General features: G+C 67.1%; 18 protein-coding genes. 8 read left to right on the top strand and 10 right to left on the bottom strand.

Features of this window, described 5'->3' with window-relative positions:
- Positions 1-3: 3 nt before the first annotated feature.
- The 8 genes from KGR00_RS02805 to KGR00_RS02840 all read right to left on the bottom strand — a co-directional run bounded on the left by KGR00_RS02805 (position 4) and on the right by KGR00_RS02840 (position 7465).
- Positions 4-426 carry a hypothetical protein gene (locus KGR00_RS02805; RefSeq protein WP_224417744.1) on the bottom strand — a complete coding sequence of 141 codons (423 nt, stop codon included), beginning with the start codon at positions 424-426 and terminating at the stop codon, positions 4-6.
- On the bottom strand, positions 410-1423 hold the full coding sequence (locus KGR00_RS02810; protein ID WP_129139075.1) for a DnaJ domain-containing protein: 1014 nt from the start codon (positions 1421-1423) through the stop codon (positions 410-412). Before KGR00_RS02810 ends, KGR00_RS02805 begins: the two co-directional genes overlap by 17 nt.
- 115 nt (positions 1424-1538) lie before the next feature.
- The gene (locus KGR00_RS02815) at positions 1539-1961 is read right to left on the bottom strand and encodes a cytidine deaminase (RefSeq protein WP_129139076.1); all 423 of its coding nucleotides are present in this window, start codon (positions 1959-1961) and stop codon (positions 1539-1541) included.
- Positions 1958-2689, bottom strand: coding sequence for a purine-nucleoside phosphorylase (deoD, locus tag KGR00_RS02820; RefSeq protein ID WP_224417743.1), 732 nt, complete (start codon positions 2687-2689; stop codon positions 1958-1960). Before deoD ends, KGR00_RS02815 begins: the two co-directional genes overlap by 4 nt.
- An 8-nt stretch (positions 2690-2697) precedes the next feature.
- Entirely contained in the window at positions 2698-3942 is a 1245-nt protein-coding gene (locus tag KGR00_RS02825; RefSeq protein WP_224417742.1) for a phosphopentomutase, read from the bottom strand.
- Positions 3939-5288: a thymidine phosphorylase gene (gene deoA, locus KGR00_RS02830; RefSeq protein ID WP_224424111.1), complete on the bottom strand. Its 1350-nt coding sequence runs from the start codon at positions 5286-5288 to the stop codon at positions 3939-3941. The genes KGR00_RS02825 and deoA overlap by 4 nt, the downstream gene beginning before the upstream one ends.
- Positions 5288-6061, bottom strand: coding sequence for a deoxyribose-phosphate aldolase (deoC, locus tag KGR00_RS02835; protein WP_224417740.1), 774 nt, complete (start codon positions 6059-6061; stop codon positions 5288-5290). Before deoC ends, deoA begins: the two co-directional genes overlap by 1 nt.
- 138 nt (positions 6062-6199) lie before the next feature.
- A complete protein-coding gene (locus KGR00_RS02840; protein WP_224417739.1) occupies positions 6200-7465 on the bottom strand; it encodes a NupC/NupG family nucleoside CNT transporter in 1266 nt (421 codons plus the stop codon).
- Positions 7466-7880: 415 nt separating this feature from the next.
- Between KGR00_RS02840 and KGR00_RS02845 the strand changes: the two genes are divergently transcribed.
- The 7 genes from KGR00_RS02845 to gfa all read left to right on the top strand — a co-directional run bounded on the left by KGR00_RS02845 (position 7881) and on the right by gfa (position 14509).
- Entirely contained in the window at positions 7881-8648 is a 768-nt protein-coding gene (locus tag KGR00_RS02845; protein WP_224417738.1) for a DeoR family transcriptional regulator, read from the top strand.
- A 373-nt stretch (positions 8649-9021) separates the two neighbouring features.
- Complete coding sequence (gene cyoA, locus KGR00_RS02850) at positions 9022-9936, top strand: ubiquinol oxidase subunit II (RefSeq protein ID WP_224417737.1); 915 nt, start codon at positions 9022-9024, stop codon at positions 9934-9936.
- A gap of 4 nt (positions 9937-9940) precedes the next feature.
- Positions 9941-11920 carry a cytochrome o ubiquinol oxidase subunit I gene (cyoB, locus tag KGR00_RS02855; RefSeq protein WP_224417736.1) on the top strand — a complete coding sequence of 660 codons (1980 nt, stop codon included), beginning with the start codon at positions 9941-9943 and terminating at the stop codon, positions 11918-11920.
- Positions 11921-11922: 2 nt separating this feature from the next.
- Positions 11923-12537: a cytochrome o ubiquinol oxidase subunit III gene (locus KGR00_RS02860; protein WP_224417735.1), complete on the top strand. Its 615-nt coding sequence runs from the start codon at positions 11923-11925 to the stop codon at positions 12535-12537.
- Position 12538: 1 nt separating this feature from the next.
- The gene (gene cyoD / locus KGR00_RS02865; RefSeq protein WP_224417734.1) at positions 12539-12865 is read left to right on the top strand and encodes a cytochrome o ubiquinol oxidase subunit IV; all 327 of its coding nucleotides are present in this window, start codon (positions 12539-12541) and stop codon (positions 12863-12865) included.
- A gap of 14 nt (positions 12866-12879) precedes the next feature.
- On the top strand, positions 12880-13767 hold the full coding sequence (cyoE, locus tag KGR00_RS02870; RefSeq protein WP_224419818.1) for a heme o synthase: 888 nt from the start codon (positions 12880-12882) through the stop codon (positions 13765-13767).
- Between the two features lie 151 nt (positions 13768-13918).
- Entirely contained in the window at positions 13919-14509 is a 591-nt protein-coding gene (gene gfa / locus KGR00_RS02875) for an S-(hydroxymethyl)glutathione synthase (RefSeq protein ID WP_224417733.1), read from the top strand.
- Between the two features lie 51 nt (positions 14510-14560).
- Here the strand turns inward: gfa and KGR00_RS02880 are convergent, their stop codons facing one another.
- Positions 14561-15685, bottom strand: coding sequence for an aminotransferase class V-fold PLP-dependent enzyme (locus KGR00_RS02880; RefSeq protein ID WP_224417732.1), 1125 nt, complete (start codon positions 15683-15685; stop codon positions 14561-14563).
- A 167-nt stretch (positions 15686-15852) separates the two neighbouring features.
- On the opposite strand from KGR00_RS02880, the gene KGR00_RS02885 reads away from it, so the two are divergent.
- On the top strand, positions 15853-16737 hold the full coding sequence (locus KGR00_RS02885; protein ID WP_224417731.1) for a DMT family transporter: 885 nt from the start codon (positions 15853-15855) through the stop codon (positions 16735-16737).
- 97 nt (positions 16738-16834) lie between these two features.
- On the opposite strand, the gene KGR00_RS02890 is transcribed toward KGR00_RS02885, so the two are convergent.
- Positions 16835-17977, bottom strand: a complete 1143-nt coding sequence (locus KGR00_RS02890) for a L,D-transpeptidase family protein (protein ID WP_224417730.1) — start codon at positions 17975-17977, stop codon at positions 16835-16837.
- Between the last annotated feature and the right edge of the window lie 18 nt (positions 17978-17995).

The following is a 17995-nucleotide window of genomic DNA, read 5'->3' on the forward strand; positions in this document are numbered from 1 at the left end:
GGCTCAAAGCCCGCTCAGCCAGCCCAGGGCAAAGGCCACGCCGGCGGTGACGACGACCAGCAGCGGGATCAGCCACATCAGGCGGTAGCGCCAGCGGGTCAGGGTCGTCTGGGCGTTGACCAGGGCGTCGACCTTGGCGGTCAATTGCTGGTGGCGCGAGTCGGCGATGTCCGGCGGCAGCGAGAAATCGTTGGCCACGTCGCCCTGCCAGTGGGGGGCATGGGTCAGGCCGAGCCGGGAGCGCAGCCGGCCGATGTCCGATAGCCGGCGGTGCAGGCGGTCATAATGGTCGCGACGGGCATCGACGCCCAGCACCGCCTCGGCGTCGTGCTTCAGCGCGGTGTGGCGACAGGCCTCGATGGCGGCATCGATGGTGCGTGAGTCGGCGTCCGCCGGCACGCCCAGGCGTTTATACAAATCGCGCATCTTGCATCAGGATCTCGTAGGCTTGCTGGATTCGCTGGAAGCGCAGCGAGGCGGTGGCCATGCGCTGTTCTCCCTGACTGAAGACGCGGTCGGGATGGTGGGCCTGTGCCAGGCGCCGGTAGGCCTTCTTGATGTCCTGGCGTGACGCGCCGTCCTCGAGGCCCAGCACGCGCAGGGCCCGTGACGCCGGATCGCCGTAGGCCGGACGTTCGCGATGTGCGCGGGCGTATTCCTCCTCGCGCTCGCGGCGTTCCCGTTCCTGACGTTCCCGCTCGCGACGTTCCTCGCGCTCGCGCTGCTCGCGGGCCTGCTCTTGCTCCCGGCGGCGCTGTTCGCGGGCGCGGCGCTCGGCGGCCTCCCGGGCCTGGCGCTCGCGCTCGCGGGCCTGCTCGCGACGCCGTGCCCGGCGTTCGCGCCAGCTCTCGCGGGCTTGGCGGGGCGTTGCCTCGTCCGGCTCCGGTGTCTCCCGCTCGGCACCGGCGTGCGCGCCCTGGCCGCTGTAGCTGTCGTGGCGGTGCCGGGTCTGCTCCCGCGCCTGCCAGTAATCGGCATGGCTGGGGTCCGCGGGGGCTGGCAACGCCCGGCCGGCGACCTCCTTGAACAGCGCGGCGAAGGTCGGCGGCGAGACGCCCAGCAGGTCGGCGAGAAAGCGCAGGACGTGGTTGTTGGCACTGCTGGGGGGGCCGTCGCTGGTTGCCAGGCCGATCGCCTGGCTCAGGAACGGATGAGCCTGCTCGCGCCAGAGATCCTTCTGCAGCACTTCGGCGGCCAGTTGCAGAGCCGTGAGGTCCTGGGCCGCGGCGATCTCGATCAGCGGCTGCAGGGCGTGGCCGTGCCGGAACCGGGCGGCCAGGGTGTCGAGATAATGGCGATCCTCGGGCAATACGCTGCCCTTGCTGGCCATGACCCAGGCCAGCATCAGCAGGGCAGCAGTGTCCGTCTGGTTGCGACTCTTGAGAAGCAGCAACTCGAACGGCGAGAAGGGCGCTGGGGCCATCGACGACTCCGGCCGGATTCAGCAATGACGATTCGGAGGCCGAGTATACCGGACCCCAGCGTTGGATGGGCGGGGCGATGGCGTCGCGTGGCTTTCACGCTGTCGGGCGCCGGCTTCAACCGCCCATCGGTGATGGCTTGCCGAGATTCTCGGGCCCGAAGGAATCCGGCAGCAGGGCCTCCATGCTGTAGGACTTCAGGCACTGCCCGTCGGCGTCGAGCACGTGGATGCGCGTGGTGGGCGAGGCGAATTCGCGAATGCGCTGGCGGCAGTCGCCGCAGGGCGTGCACCGATGCGCGCCGGGGCCGATCACGTAGAGCGTGGCGATGTCGCGTTCACCGGCGGCGACCATCGCGGCGATGGCCCCGGCCTCGGCGCACAGTCCCTTGTAGTTGGCGATCTCGACGTTGCAGCCGGCATAGCGGGAGCCGCTGGGCGTCTCGATCAGCGCCCCGACCGGGTGGGCCGAATAGGCCACGTAGGCGTGGTCGCGAACGGCGAGCAGGCGCTCGACGATGGCCGGGTCGATGGGGCTCATGAGGCGGCCCTCGCGGCGTCGTCGCGCAGCACGCCCTCGAGGGCGACGCGCATCATCTCGTCGAAGGTGGTCTGGCGCGCCTCGGCGTCCAGCGCCTCGCCGCGCAGGATGTGGTCGGACACCGTGCAGATCGTCAGCGCGCGGGCGCCGAACTCGGCGGCCACGCCGTAGAGGCCGGCGGCTTCCATCTCGACCCCGACGATGCCGTAGCGCTTGAGCGTGGGCATCAGGGCGTCCTCCGGCGAATAGAACAGGTCCGCCGAGAACAGGTTGCCGGTGCGCACCGCGATGCCCAGCTCGCCGGCGGCGTCGACGGCGTGCCGGGCCAGCTCGAAATCGGCGATGGCGGCGAAGTCGTGGCCGAGAAAACGCGTGCGGTTGACCTTGGAGTCGGTACAGGCGCCGGTGCCGATCACCACGTCGCGCAGCGCCGCGTCTTCGCGCACCGCACCGCAGGAGCCGACGCGGATCAGTGTGGTGACGTCGTAGTCGGTGATCAGCTCCTTGGCGTAGATCGAGGTCGACGGGATGCCCATGCCGTGGCCCATCACCGACAGCCGCCGGCCCTTGTAGCTGCCGGTGTAGCCGAACATGTTGCGCACGGCGTTGACCTGGACGACGTCGTCGAGAAAGGTCTCGGCAATGTACTTGGCACGCAGCGGGTCGCCGGGCATCAGCACGGTGTCGGCGAAGTCGCCGCGCGTGGCCTGGATATGCGGAGTCGCCATGGATTACCTCATGCGGTCTGGGAGTGGGGAGCGGTATCGAGGAAGCCACGGCCGTCGTCCATCGGCTCGAGCCCGAAGTAGGCGGCGAGCGTCTGGCCGATGTCGGCGAAGGTCTCGCGCGCGCCCAGCGAGCCGGGGACGAGGCCGGCGCCCAGCGTCAGTACCGGGACGTGTTCCCGGGTGTGATCGCTGCCGGTCCAGGTTGGATCGCAGCCGTGGTCGGCGGTGAGGATCAGCAGGTCCTCGGGGGCGAGGCGCGCGAGCAGTTCCGGCAGTCGGGCGTCGAAGGCCTCGAGCGCCGCGGCGTAGCCGGCGACGTCGCGGCGATGACCGTAGCGCATGTCGAAGTCGACGAAGTTGGTCATCACCAGGGTGCGATCCTCGGCGCGCGCGACCTCGGCCAGGGTGGCGTCGAACAGCGCCTCGTGGCCGTCGGCCTTGATCTTGCGGGTGATGCCGCAGTGCGCGTAGATGTCGGCGATCTTGCCGATCGACACCACCTCGCCGCCGGCCTCGGCGAGCTTCTGCAGCACGGTGGGCGAGGGCGGCTCGACGGCGTAGTCGCGACGGTTGCCGGTGCGCTCGAAGGTGTCGGGCGTCTCGCCGACGAAGGGGCGGGCGATGACCCGGCCGATGTTGTAGGGCTCGAGTGCCTCGCGGGCCAGCTCGCAGAGCCGATAGAGCCGCTCGAGGCCGAAATGCGTCTCGTGGGCGGCGATCTGGAACACCGAGTCCGCCGAGGTGTAGACGATCGGCTTGCCGCTGGCGATGTGCTCGGCGCCGAGCCGGGCGATGACCTCGGTCCCCGAGGCGTGGCAGTTGCCGAGCACGCCGGGCAGGTCGGCTTCCTCGATCAGCCGCTCGAGCAGGTCGGCGGGAAAGCTCGCCTCGCGCTCCTCGAAATAGCCCCAGGCGAAGCGCACCGGCACGCCGGCGATCTCCCAGTGGCCGGAGGGGGTGTCCTTGCCGGTGGAGATCTCCCGGGCATGGCCATGAGCGCCGATCACCTCGGCGGGCGGGGTGATGCCCTCGGCCCAGGCGCCGGTGCTCTCGTGGTGGGCGTGAAACAGCCCCAGGCGCGCCAGGTTGGGCAGCTGCAGCGGCCCCGAGCGATCGGCGTTGTCGGCCTCGCCGCGCGCGCAGGCGGCGGCGATGTGGCCCAGGGTATCGGCCCCGGCGTCGCCGTAGGCCGCGGCATCCTCGGCCGCACCGATGCCGAAGGAATCGAGAACCAGCACGATGGCGCGTTTCATGACCTTTCCCCCTGCCCGGCAGGCGCGTCGTCCGGGCGAATGATCTCGTGAATCAGCGGGCGCGGCGCGCCGGGCTCGCCGAGGATGACGGCGCGGCGGACGCGCTCGGCCGCGGCCGCGAAGTCCGCTTCGCTGCGCGCGTGGATGACGGCCAGCGGGCGTTCGCCGTCGACCGCCTCGCCGAGGGCGGCGATCTCGCTGAGGCCGACGGCGTGGTCGATCGCCGCGCCGGCGACGCGCCGGCCGCCACCCAGCTCGACCACCGCCATGCCCAGCGCGCGGGTGTCCATGGCGGCGACTCGGCCGGCCCGCTCGGCGTGCACCGCGCGAACGACCGGTGCCTCGGGCAGGTGCCGGTCGGTGGCCTCGACGATGTCGTGCGGCCCGCCGAGCCCCGCGACCATGCGCGCGAAGCGCTCGGCGGCGGCGCCGGAGGCCAGCGCGCGGTCGAGCCGTTCGCCGGCCTCGTCGTCGTCGGCGGCCAGACGGCCGGCCTTGAGCATCTCCACGGCCAGTGCCCGGGTGACCCGATACAAGCGGCTGTCGGTGGCCTCGCCGCGCAGCACGGCGAGCGCCTCGCGAACCTCGACGGCGTTGCCGGCGCTCGCCGCCAGCACCTGCTCCATGTCGGTGATCAGCGCGGTGGTCGGCGTGCCGGCGCCGGTGGCGATGGTGGCGATCGCCCGGGCCAGCGCCTGGGACTGGGCGTGCGTCGGCATGAAGGCGCCGTTGCCGGTCTTGACGTCCATGACCAGCGCCTCGAGCCCGCAGGCGAGCTTCTTGCCGAGGATCGAGGCGACGATCAGCGGGATCGACTCGACGGTGGCGGTGACGTCGCGGACCGCGTAGAAGCGCTTGTCGGCCGGGGCGAGTTGGCCGGTCTGACCGATGATCGCCACGCCGACGTCGCGCACCAGCTCGCGAAAGCGCGCCGGATTGGGAGTGACGTCGTAGCCGGGGATCGCCTCGAGCTTGTCCAGGGTGCCACCGGTGTGGCCCAGGCCGCGGCCCGAGATCATCGGCACGTGGGCGCCGCAGGCCGCCACCCAGGGGCCGAGGATCAGCGATACCACGTCGCCGACGCCGCCGGTGGAGTGCTTGTCGATCACCGGGCCGGGCAGGTCGAGCGTCGTCCAGTCGAGGACCTCGCCGGAGTCGCGGATCGCCTCGGTGAGGGCGATGCGTTCCGGCGTGGTCATGTCGTTGAGATAGACGGCCATGGCGAAGGCGCCGATCTGCTCGTCGCCCACACTGCCGTCGGCGATGCCGGTGACGAACCGGCGGATCGCTTTGGCATCGAGTTCGCGGCCGTCGCGCTTGGCGCGGATGATCTCGGCGGTGAGCATCAGTAGCCTCCCGAGTGCGTCTCGTCGTTGCCCAGGCCGAGTGTCTCGAGCAGGTTGCCGAGCAGGCTCGAGGCGCCGAAGCGGAAGTGGGCCGGGGTGATCCAGGCGTCGCCCATCAGCTCGGCGGCCAGCGCCAGGTAGGCCGCGGCGTCCTCGGCGCTGCGCACGCCGCCGGCGGCCTTGAAGCCCACGTCGCGACCGCTGTCGCGGATCGCCGTGAGCATGATCTCGGCGGCCTCGAGGGTGGCGTTGACCGTCACCTTGCCGGTGGAGGTCTTGATGAAATCGGCGCCGGCCGCGATGGCGATGCGACTGGCCTGGCGGATCAGCGCGGGATCGGTGAGCTCGCCGCTCTCGATGATCACCTTGAGGCACTTGTCGCCGCAGGCGGCCTTGCAAGCGGCGACCAGCCGTTCGCCGACGCGCGCGTCGCCGGCCATCAGCGCGCGGTAGGGGAAGACCACGTCGACCTCGTCGGCACCCGCGGCGATGGCCTCCCGGGTCTCGCGCTCGGCGCGGGCGACGTCGTCGCTGCCGTCGGGAAAGTTGGTGACCGTGGCGATCCCGACCCGCCCGGCGAGGCCGGCGGCCTCGAGCGATCGGCGGGCGACGGCGATGAAGCGCGGGTAGATGCACACCGCGGCGGGGGCGCCGGCCGGCGTGTTCGCCTGGCGGCACAGCGCGTCGATGCGCGTGTCATCGTCGTCGTCGTTGAGGCTGGTCAGGTCCATCAGGGCGAGAGCCCGGCGAGCGACCTGCTGGATGTCTGTCATGAGCGGGTTCCGTGTTGGCATGGCGTGCAAAGCGAGGGTAAGCGTGGCCCGACGGTCGCGTCATGGTCCTGATGAATGCGACCGTCGGGTGAGGCCCGGCGTTCCCGGCGGGCGCTGGTGGTCATGGGTGGCGGCGATTCAGCCGGCCAGGCTGATGAAGAAGCCGGCGATCACCGCGGACATCAGGTTCGAGAGGGTGCCGGCAAGCACCGCCTTGAGGCCGAAGCTGGCGATCTCGTGACGCCGGTTGGGAGCCATGCTGCCCAGTCCGCCGAGCAGGATGGCGATCGACGACAGGTTGGCGAAGCCGCACAGCGCGAACGACAGCACCGCCTTGGTGTGGGCGCTCATCGCCTCGCCGGTGGCGGCGACCACCTGCTCGCCGCTGATGTAGGGGGCGAGGTTGACGTAGGCGACGAACTCGTTGACCACCAGCTTCTGGCCGATGAAGGAGCCGGCCACGTTGGCCTCGTTCCAGGGAATGCCGAGCAGGAAGGCCAGCGGCGAGAACAGCCAGCCGAGGATCATCTCCAGGCTCAGGTCGTCCATGCCGAACCAGCCGCCGATCCCGCCGAGCAGGCCGTTGATCAGCGCGATCAGGGCGATGAAGGCGAGCAGCATGGCGCCGACGTTGGCGGCCAGCTGCAGGCCCGACGAGGCGCCGCCGGCGGCGGCATCGAGCACGTTGGACGGCTTGTCCTCGGCCTCGATCTGCTCGACGTGGGCGGTATCGTCGTCCGGCTTCTCGGTCTCGGGCATCAGGATCTTGGCGAACAGCAGCCCGCCCGGCGCGGCCATGAACGAGGCGGCCACCAGGTAATCCATGGGGATGCCCAGCGCGGCATAGCCGCCCAGTACCGAGCCGGCCACCGAGGCCAGCCCGCCGCACATCACCGCGAACAGCTCGGAGCGGGTCATGTTGGCGATGAACGGGCGGACCACCAGCGGCGCCTCGGTCTGGCCGACGAAGATGTTGGCGGTGGCCGACATCGACTCGGTACGCGAGGTACCCAGCACCTTCTGCAGGGCGCCGCCGAGGATGCGGATCACCCACTGCATGATGCCCAGGTAATAAAGGACGGCGATCAGCGACGAGAAGAAGATGATCACCGGCAGTACCTTGATGGCGAAGATGAAGCCCACGCCGCTGCCCGGGTCGGCGAGGCTGCCGAACAGGAAGTTGATGCCGTCGTCGGCATAGGTCACCACCTGGCTGACCGCATCCGAGATGGTCTTGAGGACCGTCTGGCCGAAGGGCACGTAGAGCACGAAGGCGCCGACACCGGCCTGAATGGCGAAGGCACCGCCGACGGTGCGCAGGCGAATCGAGCGACGGTTGGCAGAAAACAGTACGGCGATCAGGATCAGCGTAGCCATCCCGACCAGACTCATGATTATTGTCATGGGGCGTCCCTAGTTGCAGCGTGACGATGAAGTGGCGACAGCCGAGGCGGCAAGCCTCGTCCGGCCGGGATTATAGGGGGTCGACGCACGGCGCGTCGCGGCCGGCGACAGGGGCGGTGACGCTGCACCGATGGCGGGAAGCGCCATCACGGCAGGCCGGGCAAGCGGGGCGATCATCGGGGGATCCTCGTGATTGTCGTTGTGATCTTCGGGACATGACGCCGGGGACGAGGTCGGGCGTCGAATGCCGGTGTTAGTAACCTAACAGTGAATGTTATTTTTATCACATTTTTAATCGCATCCCGTACGGGCTGTCAATCCGCCCAACGTCGGCACCGGCCGGGCGCTGGGCATTTGCCGGGATGTGCGCAACAATCGCTCGTGACGACGACCCAGCTCGAGGAGAGAAACGCCAATGAAGGGCCGCAGTGCATTGCGTCTGGCGCGTCTGCGCGAGGCGCTGGCCCAGGGGGGGACCCTGCATCTGTCCGACGCCGCGCGACTGTGCGGGGTCTCGGAGATGACCATTCGCCGCGACGTGGCGGCCAGCGAGGGCACCATGACCTTCCTGGGCGGCCGGCTGGTGATGGCCCACGATCCGCAGTTCGCGCCGCTCTACGACCTCGACGAGCAGAAGGGTAGCCACCCCCTGGCCAAGAAGCGTCTGTGTCAGCGGGCGGCGTCGTTCATCGAGGAGGGCGACACCCTGTTCATCGACTGCGGCACCACGCTGCTGCCGCTGGTGGGCATGCTCGCTCCGGAGCGACAGCTGACGGTGGTCACCTACGCCCTCAACGTGGCCAACGCGGTGAGTCATCTCTCCAATGTCCGGCTGGTGCTGCTCGGCGGGCTCTTCCATGCCGCCTCGTCGTCGTTCGAGAGCGACGACATGGCGGCGGCGATCCGCCGCCTGGGGATCAACAAGGCCTTCATTTCGGCGGCCGGGGTACACGTCGACAAGGGCGCCAGTTGTTTCCACTTCCACGAGGTGGGGCCCAAGCAGGCGGCGATCGCCAATGCCGAGCGGCGCATCCTGGTCGCCGACGACAGCAAGTTCGGCGTCGTGCGCCCGGCGTACTTCGCCACCCTCGACGAGTTCGACGTGATCGTCACCGACAGCGAGGCGGGGCGCCAGCTGTCGACCCGCGAATCCCGGGGTCTGCCACGGGTGATGATCGCCTGACCCGGAACCCGGCGGGGAACGGTCTGTCATAGCGGGAGCGCCGGGGCCATCCGGCGTCGCTTTTCACGGTCGCTGCCTTATACTTTTGGCGTACTTTCGTCAAGATGCGCACCCCTGCGGCAAATCGTCCCTTCTCATTCATCAGCCATTCACACACAATGCGCGCGTTCTGCGGCAAGGGCAGACCGGCCATCGACGCTCGCTGGATTTCCGCCAGCACGCCATCTCTGACAGCGTCTGCCGGACAGCGCTCCCGCCCTGTCGACTTGCCGAACAGGCGTCGTGGCAACCGTTGTTGCGCCAGCCCCTCCCGCTAGGTTACTGGCAACGGTCTCGGCCGATGGCCGTCTCCATGCTCTGACGAGGTCGTGAGATGAGGAAAAAGAAATACCCGCGTATTTTCAACATCTTGCCGCTTCTGCTGCCGCTGTTGCTGAGTGGTTGCGGGTCGGCATTGATGGATCCCAAGGGGGAGATCGGCAACGAGCTCAAGTCGCTGATTCTGACGGCCTTCGGCTTGATGCTGATCGTCGTTATCCCGGTAATCGTGATGACGATCCTTTTCGCTTGGCGGTATCGTCATTCCAACCTGATGGCCAAGTACGCGCCGGAGTGGTCGCACTCCAACGCGATCGAAGTGGTCGTGTGGCTGATCCCCTGCGTGATCATCGTCTTCCTGGCGATCCTCACCTGGAACACCTCGCACTCGCTCGACCCGCACAAGCCGATCGCCGACAAGGAGGACACCCTGCAGATCGAGGCCGTCTCGCTCGACTGGAAGTGGTTGTTCATCTATCCGGAACAGGGCATCGCCACGGTCAACGAGCTCGCGCTGCCGGTGGACAAGCCGGTGCACTTCCGCGTGACCTCGGGGTCGGTGATGAACTCCTTCATGGTGCCCACCCTGGGTAGTCAGATCTATGCCATGGCCGGCATGGACAACGACGTCTACCTGGTCGCCAACGAGAAGGGCGTCTATCCTGGCCGTTCCACCAACTTCAGCGGTGAAGGCTTCGCCGAAATGACCTTCGATGCGCACGTCACGTCCGAGCAGGACTTCCAGGCGTGGGTCGACAAGGTACGTGGCGGGTCGGACACCCTGTCGTACCCCGACGGTTACCGGAAGCTGGCCGAGCCGACCGAAGATGCGCCGGTCCAGTACTTCTCGAGCGTTTCACCGGATCTCTACCAAGACATCATCGACAGCTTCCGTTACGGAGACGGCGGTCACGGCGAGCATGCCGGAGAGCATGGCGAAACGCCCATGAGCGCGGAGGCAGCGGAGTAACGTTATGTTCGGAAAACTCACTCTAGAGGCGATCCCGTTCCACGAGCCGATCATCATGGTCACGGCCACGGTGATCGGCCTCGTCGGCGCGCTGATCGTCGGCGGACTCACCTACTATCGCAAGTGGGGCTATCTGTGGTCGGAATGGATCACCTCCATCGACCACAAGAAGCTCGGCATCATGTACTTCCTGGTGGCGCTGGTCATGCTGATCCGCGGCTTCGCCGACGCGATCATGATGCGTACCCAGCAGGCCATGGCCGCCGGCGGCGCCGAAGGCTATCTGCCGCCACACCACTATGATCAGATCTTCACCGCCCACGGCGTGATCATGATCTTCTTCGTCGCCATGCCCATGGTCATCGGTCTGATGAACCTGGTGGTGCCGCTGCAGATCGGCGCGCGCGACGTGGCCTTCCCGTTCATGAACAACCTGAGTTTCTGGCTGTTCGCCGCGGGGGTCGTGCTGGTCAACATTTCGCTGGTGGTTGGCGAGTTCGCCAAGACCGGCTGGCTGGCCTATGCGCCATTGTCGGAACAGCAATACAGTCCGGGGGTCGGCGTCGACTACTGGATATGGGCGCTGCAGATATCGGGGATCGGCACCACGCTGACCGGTATCAACTTCTTCGTCACCATCCTGAAGATGCGCACCAAGGGCATGACGCTGTTCCGCATGCCGATCTTCACCTGGACCGCGCTGTGCACCAACGTGCTGATCATCGCCTCTTTCCCGATCCTCACGGCGACCATCGCGCTGCTGACCCTGGATCGCTATCTGGGCATGCATTTCTTCACGAATGACATGGGCGGCAACCAGATGATGTACGTCAACATGATCTGGGCCTGGGGCCACCCAGAGGTGTACATCCTGATCCTGCCGGCCTTCGGTGTGTTCTCGGAGGTCATCGCGACCTTCTCCAAGAAGCGCCTGTTCGGCTACAACACCATGGTCTGGGCGACGGTGGCGATCACCTTCCTGTCGTTCATCGTCTGGCTGCACCACTTCTTCACCATGGGTGCCGGTGCCAACGTCAACGCCTTCTTCGGGATCGCCACGATGATCATCGCGATACCCACGGGGGTGAAGATATTCAACTGGCTGTTCACCATGTATCGCGGCCGGGTCCAGTTCACCTCGCCGGTGCTGTGGACCGTGGGCTTCATCATCACCTTCACCCTGGGTGGCATGACCGGCGTGATGCTGGCCGTGCCGGGCGCCAACTTCGTGCTCCACAACAGCCTGTTCGTGATCGCGCACTTCCACAACGTGATCATCGGCGGCGTGGTGTTCGGCATGATGGCGGGTTACGCCTACTGGTTCCCCAAGGCGTTCGGCTTCAAGCTCGACGAGAAGTGGGGCAAGCGCAGCTTCTGGTGCTGGCTGGTCGGCTTCTACGTGGCCTTCATGCCGCTGTACGTGCTGAGCTTCTACGGTGCCATGCGTCGCATGCAGTCCTACGAGAACGCCGAGTGGCAGCCGCTGATGCTGGTCGCCTGGGTCGGCGCCTTCATCATCCTGCTGGGTATCGCCTGCACCGTGATCCAGTTGATCGTCAGTATCCGCGATCGCAAGAAGAACGCCGATCTCACCGGTGACCCGTGGGATGGCCGGACCATGGAGTGGGCCGTGTCCTCACCGCCCCCGTACTACAACTTCGCGCATCTGCCGGAAGTCAGCTCCATCGACCATTTCTGGGAGATGAAGAAGCAGGAAGGCTTCACCGCGCAGGCACCGACGCACTACAGCGACGTGCACATGCCGAAGAACACCGCGGCGGGTCCGATCATGGGCATCATCAGCATCGCGCTGGGCTTCGCTCTGATCTGGCACATCTGGTGGCTGGCCGGGTTGAGTGCCGCAGGGATGTTCGTGACGTTCCTGATGCGTATCTTCAACGAGAACATCGACTACCACGTCCCCGCGGCGGAAGTCGAACGCATCGAGCGCGAGCACCATAAACGGCTGGAGATGCAGGCGTAATCATGGCAACCGATACTCTTACCAACCACGACGCTCATGCTCACGAGCATGAGCACCACGACGCCGGGGACATGAAGGTCTTCGGCTTCTGGATCTACCTGATGAGCGACCTGATCATCTTCGGGTCACTCTTCGCCGCCTATGCCGTGCTCTCGCCGAACACGGCCGGCGGCCCCACGCCGGGGGAGATCTTCGAACTGCCGTTCGTGCTGGTCGAGACCTTCCTGCTGCTGTTCAGTAGTTTCACGTACGGCATGGCCGTACTGGCCATGAACGACGACAAGGCCGCCCAGGTCCGCAACTGGCTGGTGATCACCTTCCTGCTGGGCGCCGGCTTCGTGGGGATGGAGATCTACGAGTTCCATCACCTGATCGTCGAAGGCTTCGGCCCGGATCGCAGTGCCTTCCTGTCGTCGTTCTTCACCCTGGTCGGTACCCACGGGACCCACGTGACCTTCGGGCTGATCTGGATCCTGGTGATGATCTATCAGGTTTCCACCAAGGGTCTGACCCCCACGACGCGGCCGCGGATCATGTGCCTGAGCCTGTTCTGGCACTTCCTGGACATCGTCTGGATCTGCGTGTTCACCATCGTCTATCTGATGGGAGTACTCTGATATGAGTGGTTCACACACCGCACCCGGTGGTGCCAGCCACGGCAGCACCAAGACCTACATCACCGGTCTGATCCTGTCGATCGTGTTGACGGTCATCCCGTTCGGCATGGTGATGAGCGGTGGCTTCAGCACCTCGGCGACCCTGATCACGATCCTGATCATGGCGGTGCTGCAGGTACTCGTGCAGCTGATCATGTTCATGCACCTGGACAGCAAGTCGGAAGGGGGCTGGAACCTGATCTCGATCGTCTTCGCGCTGACCATCCTCGTGCTGATCGTCGGGGGTTCGATCTGGATCATGCACAATCTCATGATCAATACGATGTGAGCGACCTGATCGTGATGATCAAGCGCTACTATTCCCTGACCAAGCCGGGAATCATCTTCGGCAACCTGATCTCCGTGGCGGGGGGGTTCTTCCTCGCCTCGCGGGGGGACGTGGACTTCACGCTCCTGCTCGCCACGGTGGTCGGGCTGGCCCTGGTGATCGCTTCGGGATGCGCGTTCAACAACTACATCGACCGCGACATCGACCGCCTGATGGAGAGGACCCAGGATCGGGTCCTCGTCCAGGGGCTGGTCTCGCCGCGCGCCACCCTGGTCTTCGCCACACTGCTGGGCGTCGCCGGCTTCGCGGTCCTGTATTGGGGAACCAACCTTCTGGCCGTGCTGTTCGCGGCGCTCGGGTTCGGCGTCTACGTGGGGCTCTACAGCCTCTACCTGAAGCGCCATTCGGTCTACGGCACCCTGGTGGGCAGCCTGTCCGGGGCCGCACCGCCGGTGGTCGGCTACGTCGCCGTGAGCAATCGGTTCGACCTCGGCGCGCTGACCTTGCTGCTGATCTTCTGCCTGTGGCAGATGCCGCATTCGTACGCCATCGCCATCTTCCGCTTCAAGGACTATCGCGCGGCGTCGATTCCGGTACTGCCGGTGCTCAGGGGGGTGAAGACCGCCAAGCACTACATCACCGGCTACATCCTCGCCTTCCTGGCCGCCACGCTGATGCTGAGTCTCACCGGCTACGCCGGTTACGGCTATTTCATCATCGCCGCGGCCATGGGCGGCTACTGGCTGTACATGGCGCTGACCGGCTATCGTGCCGGCAACGACGAGGCCTGGGCGAAGAAGGTCTTCGTCTTCTCGATCTTCACCATCACCGCGCTGAGCGTGATGATGTCGATCGACTTCCAGTTGCCCGGTTCGCCGGTGCTGTGGACGTCGCTGCGCTGACGGCAGTGCCACCCGGCTTCCCGTGCTCTCGAAAGCCATGCGCTCCGGCGTGTGGCTTTTTTCGTTGTCGCGGCAATGCGCCGTGGCGATTCCGCTGTCTACACTGAGGGCAACGCGGGGACGGGCCTCGCGGCCTCGAGGAGGGAGCGAGATGAGCGACGAGGTCAGGATTCATCCGGCGGTTGACGAGGGCATGCCGCCGGCACGCGACGATTTCGCGGGGGGCACCCTGGTCTGCCACTGTACCGAGCATCAGGTCGTGGTGGCGGTACACGAACAGTGCATGCACAACCACGTCTGTGGCTGCACGCGCTGCTGGAAGCCCGCCGGCGCGCTGTTCTCGATGGTCGCCGTGGTGCCGCGCGAGAGCGTCAGCGTGCTCGCCCACGAGGAAAAGCTCGAGATCGTCGACGAGCAGGCAGCGATCCAGCGTCACGCCTGCCGGGAGTGCGGCGTGCATCTGTTCGGGCGCATCGAGGATACCGCGCATCCCTTCCACGGGCTCGACTTCATCCACCCCGAGCTTTCCCGCGAGACCGGCTGGGCGCCACTGACCTTCGCCGCCTATGTCTCGTCGATCATCGAGTCGGGGGCGGATCCGCAGAACATGGCCAATGTCCGCGCGCGTCTCGAGGAGCTCGGGCTCGAGCCCTACGACTGCCTGTCGCCGTCGCTGATGGACGCCATCGCCATCCATCGGGCGAAGGCCAATGGGGTGCTGGTCGGCGAGCGCGCCGCCTGAGCCGAAGCGCTTGCGCGGGACCGGAGGGAGCGGCCGGCCCCGCGCGTTAGCTCAGCCGGTAACGCGCTCCAGCGCGCGTTCCAGGGTGGCGACGCTGCGCTCGACGTCGTAGAGCTTGTCGAGGCCGAACAGGCCGATGCGGAAGGTGGCGAAGTCGTCACCTTCGTCGCACATCAGTGGCACGCCCGCGGCGACCTGCAGGCCGGCGTCCATGAATCGGCCCGCGACGCCCGTATCGTCGGTGTAGCTGACCACCACCCCGGGGGCCTGGAAACCCTCGGCCGCCACGCTGGGGAAGCCGCGCTCGACGAGCCGGGCACGAACCCGCTCGCCAAGCGCCCACTGCGCCTCGCGCAGGCGCTCCAGCCCGTAGGCTTCGGCCTCGTGCATCACGTCGCGCAGCCGCGTCAGACCGTCGGTGGGCAGGGTCGCGTGGTAGGCGTGGCCGCCGTTCTCGTAGGCTTCCATGATCGACAGCCACTTGCGCAGATCGGCGGCGAAGCTGGTACTGGTGGTGGCGTCGATGCGCCGCCGCGCCTCGGCACTCAGCATCACCAGGCCGCAGCAGGGCGATGCGCTCCAGCCCTTCTGCGGGGCGCTGATCAGGATGTCGACGCCGGTGGCCTGCATGTCGACCCAGAGGGTGCCCGAGGCGATGCAGTCGAGGACCAGCAGCCCGCCGACCTCGTGGACGGCCTCGGCAAGGCGCCCGAGATAGTCATCCGGCAGCAACATGCCGCAGGCGGTCTCGACGTGGGGCGCGAAGACCAGGTCGGGCCGCTCCTCGCGGATCGTCGCCACCACCGCGTCGATCGGCGCCGGGGCGAAGGGGGCCAGCGCGCCTTCGCCCTGACGGCGGGCCTTGAGGACGTGGCTGTCGGCAGGAATGTCGCCCATCTCGAAGATCTGCGTCCAGCGATAGCTGAACCAGCCGTTGCGGATCACCAGGCAGCGCCTGTCGGTGGCGAACTGGCGGGCCACCGCTTCCATGCCGAAGGTACCGCTGCCGGGGACGATGGCCACGGCGTCGGCCCGGTAGACGGCCTTCAGCGAGTGCGACAGGTCACGCATCACGCCCTGGAAGGCCTGCGACATGTGATTCAGCGAGCGGTCGGTATAGACCACCGAATACTCCAGCAGGCCGTCGGGATCGACATCGGGGAGCAGGCCGGGCATCATCGTTCTCCTGTTTCTGTATACAAAGTCTCAGGATATTCGCTGGCACCGGCTTCGGCCAGGCGTGATCCGCGTCTTTTTGCCCGGTCTGCAGACGATCTTGCCGGCCTTCCCCGGCAAGGGCCTGTTACGACCCTTGCCTTTCCCTTCGACCCGACGATGCGACGATGCCTCACTTGCGCGCCTATCTGCTGTTGCTCCTCGTGGTGGTCATCTTCACCGGCAACATCCTGGTGGGGAAGGCGCTGAGCAGCTTGCCGCCGCTCACCATCTCGTTCGGCCGCGTGGCGATCGCGCTGCTGGTGATGCTGCCGCTGGGCTGGCATCAGGCGCGGCGCGCCTGGCCTGCGTTCCGTCGCCACTGGAAGCCGCTGACGGGGCTGGCGCTGAGCGGTGTGGCATTCTTCAATGCGCTGATCTACCTCGCCCTGGGGCATACCTCCCCGACCAACGTGGCGATCCTCGAGAGCACCATTCCGGTGGTGACTTTGCTGTTCAGTTTCCTGCTGTTCGGCGAGCGTTTCCGCGGCGTTCAGTGGCTGGGCGTGGCGCTCTCCCTGGCCGGCGCCGTGGCTGTGATCACCCGTGGCGGGGCGGCGGGCTTCTCGCTGGACGGCGTCAATCGCGGCGATGCGGTGATGCTGCTGGCGGTACTGGTCTGGGTGGGCTATTCGCTGCTGGTCAAGTCGCACATGGCCAAGTTCCCGCGTTATGGCGGGCTGCTGGTCATGCTGGTGATCGCCAATCTGGTGATGGGCCCCCTGGCGCTGATCGAGAACCTGCTGCGTCCCGTGCCGCTGACGATTTCCCCGTCGCAGTGGCTGGGGCTGGCCTATCTGGGGATCTTCCCGTCGGTGGTGGCGCTGCTGCTGTATAGCCATGCCATCGGCGAGGTGGGGCCGACCCGCTCGGCGGTCTTTCTCAACCTGCTGCCGGTATTCACCATGCTCGGCGCCTGGTGGCTGCTGGGCGAGCGCATCCAGGCGGTGCAACTGGTCGGCAGCCTGGTGGTGATCGGCGGGGTGCTGCTGACGACCCGCGCACGTGCCTGACGGACGGTACTCATGACGCGAATCCAGGCAGCAAAGCGTGCAAGAACGCCGGGCAGAGCGACGCGTGCCGTGTGCGCATGCGTCGCTCTCCCGGGGGTCAGGGCGTGGGCGTATCGGTCGCCTTCTCGGGCTTCGCCGTGTCGCCCGCCACCTGACTGTACAGCGACGTCAGGAGTTGAGCCCGGGTGAAGAAGGTCTGTGGCGGCTCGGGCAGCGGGAAGGGCCGGCCAGCCAGCAGCAGCGATCCCGGCACGCCGGTGGGATCGGCGCGCAAGGCCTCCAGACGGGTGAAATCGACCAGGAAACGGTGATCCTTCAGGGCCTGGTCGACGGCGGCCAGGACGTCCTCACTGGGCGGCGTGCCGACGCTGGAGTCGCCGCCGTGCTCGACCGGATAGGCCTGGGCGAAGAGCGTGCCGGCGCCGTCCCAGCCGAGCTTGAAGGGCTGGTCGATGATGCGCACCGGGGTGCCGTCGGGAATCCGGTGGACGAGGTTTTCGATGTCCCGCGGCAGCATGCGGATGCAACCGTGGGAGACCCGCATGCCCACTCCCTGCGGCCGGTTGGTGCCATGGATCATGTAGCCCGGCAGCCCCAGGATCATGGCGTACTCGCCCAGCGGGTTGTCGGGCCCGGCCGGGACCACGCTGGGCAGCGGCCTGCCGTCCTCGGCGTGCTCCCGGGCGATGCTCTTCGGTGGGTACCAGGCGGGGTCCTTGATCTTGGTCTCGATCCGGGTCGTGCCCAGCGGGGTCTGCCAGCCGGCCCGGCCGATGCCGATGGGGTAGGTCTCGACCCGGGGCGACTCGCCGTTGCGGGCCGGCGGGTAATAGTAAAGCCGCATCTCGGCGAGATTGATCACGATCCCTTCGCGGGGCCCCGGGGGCAGGATGAAGCGGGTCGGTACCACCACCTGGGTGCCTTCGCCGGGGACCCAGACATTGACGTCGGGGTTGGCCAGGCGCATGGCCTCGTAGCCGATCCCGTAGCGCTGGCCGATATCGATCAGGGTGTCTTCGGCCTTGGCCTCGACGGTCTGCACCCGGCCGACGATGTCGCCCGATTCGGGCAGCGGATAGCGGCCCACCGAGGCGTTGGCGGGTTTCGCCGCCGTCGGGGCCTGCTCGGCAGGCGGGTTGCCTTCCGCGCCTTGCGGGGGCGGGGTCTGGGCCATGGCCAGTCCCGGCCATACCACGCCGAGTATCAGGCTCGTCAGTAATCGTCGCAGTCTTGCTCGCATCCGTGTGTCCTCGATCCT

The sequence above is a fragment of the Modicisalibacter sp. MOD 31.J genome (assembly GCF_020147985.1).
Taxonomy (GTDB): domain Bacteria; phylum Pseudomonadota; class Gammaproteobacteria; order Pseudomonadales; family Halomonadaceae; genus Modicisalibacter; species Modicisalibacter coralii.